This is a genomic window from Streptomyces sp. KR55 (assembly GCF_052245645.1).
Taxonomy (GTDB): Bacteria; Actinomycetota; Actinomycetes; order Streptomycetales; family Streptomycetaceae; genus Streptomyces; species Streptomyces flavusporus.
In genome coordinates this window covers 1-6,346 of the sequence record NZ_JBQQCE010000535.1, presented here as the reverse complement: position 1 = coordinate 6,346, position 6,346 = coordinate 1, and the positions used below count along the sequence as shown (strand labels likewise).

The following is a 6,346-nucleotide window of genomic DNA, read 5'->3' as shown; positions in this document are numbered from 1 at the left end:
CGATCCGCTGAGCGAGGTCGGCAGCCGCGTCGGGGGCCGTCGACGACAGTTCCCGTACGGCTGTGTGCAGCGTGGTCACGGCGTCGTCGTCGACCGGGCCGCCCGACATGACGACGTGCCAGGCCACCTCCGCCGATCGTGCCCCGGTGCCGCGCAGACTCTCGGCCGCCTCCCGGTGCAGAGCGGTCCGTACGGCCAGAGGCAGGTTCTCGTGGACAGCCTGCCGTATGAGGTCGTGACGGAAGGCGAGTCGCGGGCCGTCGGCCGCCAGCAGACCGGCGCTCAGGGCGGCCTCGACGCCCGACAGCAGGCTGCCGACCTGCCTGCCGAGCATTCGGGCGGCCGTGCCGAGGTCGAATTCGCGGCCGAGGACGGACCCCATCTGGAGCAGGCGCACGGCATCCTCCGGGAGCCGGTCCAGGCGCGCGGCGACACCCAGCCGGAAACCGACAGGGATGCCGTGGTGCAGGAGGTTCGCCACGCCCCCCTCCACTTTGACGGCATCCGTGTTGGCAAAAGCGCGCACCAGTTCAATCGCCAGGAACGGATTGCCCGCGACGCCTCGCAGCAGCCTGACCAGACCGGGTGACGGCCTCGCCCCGAGCACATCGGCTGCGATGTGCTCGAGCTCCTGCTGTGGCAGGGGGCCGAGGGTCAACCATCGGGCTCCGAGGCGTTCGAGGTCCTCCCGCACCCTGGCCACGGTCGGCCGCTCGGTCTCCGACCGTACCGCCAGCACCCACAGGATCCGCGAGGCGGCCAGTCGTCCAGGCAGGGTACGAAGCACAAAGAGCGTAGCCGGATCCGCCCACTGCGCGTCGTCCACAAGCACGGCCACCGGGGCGCGCTGGGCCCGGTCCTCCAGAGCGTCCGTGATGCTGTCCAGCAGCCAGAGCCGTCGGTCGTCGGTGGCTGCGGCGGCTCGGTTGGAACCATCGGAGGACTGCAAGGCAGACTGCAGGGCGGCTCTTGCCGCGTACTGGTCGAGCTCGTCGGCCCGTATGGACACCACATCGAACCCGAACCGCCGCGCCAGCTCGTCCAGCTCCGTGAGGAGCAGGCTCTTGCCGACGCCAGGCGCGCCTTCCACGACGACGCAGGCGCCCCGTCCGCCACGCACCGCTTCCAGGGCCTCACGGACAGCCGTGATCTCGCGGTCCCGTCCCCTGAGGCGCAGCCGGGTCATGGCCTGGTTCCCGCGCCCACGGGCCCGGTCGCCCGCGGGGTCTGTGCTGCCCATGGGGCCAGCATGCCGCACCGCCACATCCGCCCTCAATGTCGGTCCCTGCGTGATCGACGCTTTCACCCGGGTGATTGTCGGTTCCGCGCCGTCCTCTCACCCTGCCGCGAATCATGCTCCGAGCCATCCAGATCTCTTGCCCCTGGAGAGGAGCACGACGTGCGTACAGGCAAGGAATACCTGGCGGCGCTGAACGACGGCCGCACGGTGTGGGTGGGTGACGAGCTCGTCGAGAACGTGGCCACGCACCCCAAGACCCGGGCGTATGCCCGCAGGCTCGCGGACTTCTACGACCTGCACCACCGCCCGGACCTCCAGGACGTCATGACGTTCGTGGACGAAGAGGGCGTCAGGCGCTCCATGACGTGGTTCCAGCACCGCACCAAGGGGGACCTGAAGCGCAAGCGGCGCTATATGGAGACGGTGCTGCGGGAACTCGGCGGCGGGGCGACCCCGCGCACACCTGATGTCAACAACTACGTCCTGCTGACCTACGTCGACGACCCGGAGCCCTGGAGCAGCCAGTCCGTCGGCACCGACGGCAGGGACCTGACCGAGGGGATCATCGACTTCTGGAACGTGGTGCGGGAGGGCGACCTCAACACGACGCCGGCGTTCGTCGACCCGCAGACGGACCGCTCACGCGAGTCCGCGCAGGCCGAGTCCCCGGCCCTGCAAGTGGTGCGCACGTCGGACGAGGGCATCACCGTGCGGGGCGTGAAGGCGATCGGCACCGGCGCGGCCTTCGGAGACTGGATCCACATCGGCGTCTTCTACCGCCCCGGCATTCTGCCGGAGCAGATCATCTTCGCGGCGGTGAAGCCCAACACCCCCGGGGTCACCATCATCTGCCGGGAGAGCAACGTCCGGGACGGCGAGGAAGTCGAGCACCCGCTCGCCTCCCAGGGCGACGAACTGGACAGCGTCATCGTGTTCGAGGACGTGTTCATCCCCTGGAACCGGGTGTTCCACATCGGTAACCCCCAGCACGCGTCGCTGTACCCGCAGCGCGTCTTCGACTGGCTGCACTACCAGGCGCTGGTGCGCCAGATGGTGCGCGCCGAGCTGATGCTCGGTCTGACCCTGCTGATCACCGAGCACATCGGCACCTACCAACTGCCGCCGGTGCAAGCCCGAATCGCCCGGTTCGCCGGCTTCCACCAGACGCTCAAGGCGCATGTGATCGCTTCGGAGGACGCGGGGTTCACCACGCCCGGCGGCCTCTACAAGCCGAACGTCCTGATGTTCGACTTCGGCCGGGCCTATTACCTCGAGAACGTTGCCGGCATGGTCAACGAGGTCATCGACCTGGCCGGACGCGCCTCGCTCATCTTCCCGACCGAGGGGCAGTGGCAGCGGCCCGAACTGCGGCCCTGGCTGGAGGCGCTGCAGACCGGACCGGTCGGAAGGCCGCACGACAGGCTGAAGATCAGCCGCGTGATCCGTGACCTGTTCCTGTCCGACTGGGGCGACCGCATCAGCACCTTCGAGAACTTCAACGGCACGCCTCTGCTGGCCATCCGCACCCTCACCATGAAGCGCGCAGAGCTGTCCCCGAGCGGCTCCATCGCAGACCTCGCGCGCAAGGTCTGCGGCATCGAGAGCGTGGGCGACGAGCAGAAGGAGACCGCGTACGCGGCTCAGGCGGACTACGCCCGACGCCAGGACGCCTCGTAGCAGGAGGCAAGGGCCCGGGTCAGAGCACGCCGTGCTCCCGGGCCCTTGCGACCGCTCCGCTCCGGTCGTGCGCGTCGAGTTTGCGGAAGATCGCCCGTACCTGTGTCTTGACCGTGTTGTGGGACACGTAGAACTCGGAGGCTATCTCACGCAGCGTCAGCGGACCGCACAGGGCGCGGAGCACTCGGCGCTCCCCCAGCGACAGGTCCTGAGGGCCGGGCGCGGCAGGCGTCACGACCGTGTCCTGGCCGACTCGCCCGAGCAGATACGTCAGTACCCCTGGCGACTCGCACCGGGCCGCTGCCCGCTCGGCTGCCTCGCGGGCCTCCCGCGCCGCGTCCTCGTTGTGCCGCGCACTCTCGAGTCGCGCCCGCGTGAAGTGGCACAGGGCGCGTACGTGGGGTTCGCCTCCGGTCTGGGGCAAGCCCGCCAGCGCCGCTTCCGCGCCGGCCAGAACCCGTTCGGCCTCCTCGACCTGTCCCCCTTCGAGGAGTAGGCCGGCCCGGCCGATGTAGGCGGAGACGGCGACGAAGTGCCTGCCCAGACCTGCCGTCGCGACCGCCTGGAGGGCCTCGTCGCTCAGAATTCGCGCCTGCTCGTACCGTCCGGCCAGCAGCGCGCACACCGTCCGCAAACCCAGCGCGCGGACGAGCGCCAAACCGTGCCCGGCGGCATGCGCATCACGGGTCGCCTCGCCGAGCAGCGACTCCGCCTCCTCGTACCGGCGGGTCCACAGCAGAGCGGTACCCCGCGCCGTACAGGCCAGGGCACGCCAGGAAGTCAATGGCATGGTGCCGGCGACGGCGGATTCGCCGAGACGGTCGGCGGTCAGGACCTCGCCCTTCAGACAGCAGGCCACGGCCTGAGCGACGGCCGCCGCATCGGACACCGTGCTGCCTTCGCCGATCGTCTCCGGTCCCGTGTGTCTGAGCCGGGCCACATCCAGCCAGCGCCGGGCCGTTTCCGGGGCGCCCCCCGAGAGAGTCGCCATCGCCGCCACGACGCACAATCTTGCGTCGGCGGTGACCGTGCGGGGCGACAAGAGGTCCAGCCAATGCGAGACCTCCGCACCATGGCCCGCCGAGATCGCCTCCTCCCAGCCGTCGAGGACCGACGCGACGGCCGCGGACTCATCGCCGCCCAGCACCCAGTGCCGTACGGCCGCAGTCGTCTGCCCCTGCAGGGAGTACCACCGAGCCGCCGACCGGTGCAGGGACACGACGGTGTCCGGTCCTTCGGACATCAGGATGTGGGACAGCAGCGGAGACAGCGCTCGGTGATGCCGGTACGCCGGCGGATCGGCAGCGACGGGCACGAGCAGTTGCACGGTCCGCGCGAGCTCGCGCAGCAGTACGCCCGCCCGGTCCCCGGCGAGGGCCTGGCACGGCCCAGCACTCAGCTCGTCGAGCACACTGGTATGCAGCAGGAACTCGCGCTGTTCGGTGGTGAGCCGGTCGAGCACCTCGGTGGCCAGATACTCGGCGACCGCTTGCCTGCCGCGGGCCAAGTTCCCTTCCGCGTCAGCCTCGTTCGCCGAGCAGGCGAGGGTGCGCCCCATGATGCACAGCCCCGCCGCCCAGCCCTCGGTGGCCTCGTACAGCGTGCTCGAAGTGTCCGCGGTCGGAGCAGACCCGAGCAGATCGGTGAGCACCGCCTGTGCTTCCTCAGGGGTGAAGGCCAGATCGTGCTGGTCGAGTTCGGTGATCAGACCCCGGGCGCGCAGGGCCGGAAAGGGCCGTCCGGGATTGTGCCGGGTCGACAGAATGATGCGGAAGCCATGGGTAAGCCTTGTCAGGAAGTCCGCCAGGCTGCCGACCGCGTCGACGTCCGTGATGGATTCCAGTCCGTCGAGGATCAGCGTGAGCGGCCCCTCTCCGCCCAGTCCGGTCAGAATGCTCGGCAGGATCTCCTCGAGCCATGCGTCGAGCGTCCAGTCATCGCTGTCGAGGCGGGCGGGCAGTTTCGGTCGTACGTGGTGCAACGCCCGCAGGATGCCGGCCCAGAGCCGCCCCGGGGCGTTGTCGTACGCGTCCAGGCTGAGCCAGGCGCACTCTCCGCGAGCCGCCAGGCCTCGCGACCACTCGGTCAGGAGCACCGTCTTCCCGGCACCGGCCGGCGCGGAGACCACCACCACGGGCTCGGTCGCCGCGTCAAGCCGACGCAGCAGACGCGGGCGTGTCAGGAGATACGGGGGCTGGGCCGGAGGATGCAGCTTGAAGGTCGGCACGGAGCTGGTCATGGCACCTTCCGTGGAGTCGTCGGGACGAGCGGAGCCCCCGACGGCCATGGCTCGCCTCGCAAGAGCCGGACATCGGGGGCGGTAGTGGGCCGGTCACTGGCCTCGCAGCGGCCTCCTTCGGGCCGCTGCCACCAGCACTAGTGCGGAGCCCCGAGCGCGCCGAAACCTCCCGCGAAGTAGACCAGTGGTCGGCCTTCCACCCTGTGTGCGCAATAGCGGACGTCACCCACGAAGATGGTGTGATCGCCGCCGGGGAGCGCCTCGGCGACGTCGCACACGACAGCCGCGATGGCGGCCTTCAACACCGGTACACCGTGGTCGTCGAAGGTCTCGATGCCCGCGAACTTGTCCGGCTTGGAAACGGCGAAGTTCCTCGCCAGGGGCTCGCTGTCCTCGCCGAGGACATTGACAGCGAAACGGCCGTGATCCGCGATCGCGGTCCGCGTGTACAGGTGGTTGCCGATGCATACGAGCAGTTGGAGCGGGTCCAGGGAGAGGGCGGACACGGCGCTCGCTGTCATGCCGATGGGCGTCCTTCCAGAGCGCGTGGTGATCACGCTGACACCCGTGGCGAGCCGGCTCATCGTGGCTCGGAAATCGACTGTCATGTCAGGGGTTTCATTCATCGGAGGACCTCCGCGAAAGTGGGGCTGGGCCCTGGTGGCTGTTGTGAAGCGTGCAACACCGGCTGTTAATGTCGGAGAAATCGCGTCCTACGCCGGACTCCACCGGGCGTCCACACGGTCTGTCGGCTCATCGACGCAGTCGGTCGACCAGACGTCTCAGGTCCGCGGACGGCGGCACTCCGAGCTCCTTCATGACGCGCAGGTAGCCTCGGTACAAGTCGAGCAGTTCATCGTCCGAGCCGACCGCCTCCGCAGCGCACAGGGCGAGCCTCCAGGCCTGTTCCCGGTAGGGATCGCTGTCCAGCACGACACGCGCGAGCCGACGGGCCTCCCGGACGCGGCCGAGGTGCAGCGCCACGGTCGCCGCGTCCACGCGGGCCTGCAGGAGGGCGGCGTCGAGTTCGGCGCGCCTGGTGTCGAGCCAGTGCGTCGAGAGCGAGTCGAAGTAGGAGCCGCGTTCGGCGATGGCCAGGGCGCACTGGAGCGTGTTCCACCGGTGCTCACGGTCCTGCCGTGTGGCTTCCGCCAGCAGTCGCTGGACGGTCCCTGAGGTGCTTACTGCCG

5 protein-coding genes are annotated in these 6,346 nt (G+C 69.5%); 1 reads left to right on the top strand and 4 read right to left on the bottom strand.

The window, feature by feature from the left end:
- Positions 1 to 1,240: ATP-binding protein (locus ACTWQJ_RS44455; RefSeq protein WP_443312083.1), on the bottom strand; the 1,240-nt coding region annotated here is incomplete at its 3' end.
- A gap of 159 nt (positions 1,241 to 1,399) precedes the next feature.
- Between ACTWQJ_RS44455 and ACTWQJ_RS44450 the strand changes: the two genes are divergently transcribed.
- Positions 1,400 to 2,917, top strand: coding sequence for a 4-hydroxyphenylacetate 3-hydroxylase family protein (locus ACTWQJ_RS44450; RefSeq protein WP_443312082.1), 1,518 nt, complete (start codon positions 1,400 to 1,402; stop codon positions 2,915 to 2,917).
- Between the two features lie 19 nt (positions 2,918 to 2,936).
- On the opposite strand, the gene ACTWQJ_RS44445 is transcribed toward ACTWQJ_RS44450, so the two are convergent.
- The 3 genes from ACTWQJ_RS44445 to ACTWQJ_RS44435 all read right to left on the bottom strand — a co-directional run.
- Positions 2,937 to 5,156: a LuxR C-terminal-related transcriptional regulator gene (locus ACTWQJ_RS44445; RefSeq protein WP_443312081.1), complete on the bottom strand. Its 2,220-nt coding sequence runs from the start codon at positions 5,154 to 5,156 to the stop codon at positions 2,937 to 2,939.
- Between the two features lie 137 nt (positions 5,157 to 5,293).
- On the bottom strand, positions 5,294 to 5,740 hold the full coding sequence (locus ACTWQJ_RS44440; RefSeq protein WP_443312084.1) for a flavin reductase family protein: 447 nt from the start codon (positions 5,738 to 5,740) through the stop codon (positions 5,294 to 5,296).
- Positions 5,741 to 5,909: 169 nt separating this feature from the next.
- On the bottom strand, positions 5,910 to 6,346 hold a 437-nt coding region (locus ACTWQJ_RS44435; protein WP_443312080.1), incomplete at its 5' end, for an AfsR/SARP family transcriptional regulator.

Bases quoted from the DNA above. Each gene is read 5' to 3' on its own strand.
- ACTWQJ_RS44445 (WP_443312081.1), bottom strand. From the start codon at position 5,156: ATGACCAGCTCCGTGCCGACCTTCAAGCTGCATCCTCCGGCCCAGCCC.
- ACTWQJ_RS44440 (WP_443312084.1), bottom strand. From the start codon at position 5,740: ATGAGCCGGCTCGCCACGGGTGTCAGCGTGATCACCACGCGCTCTGGA.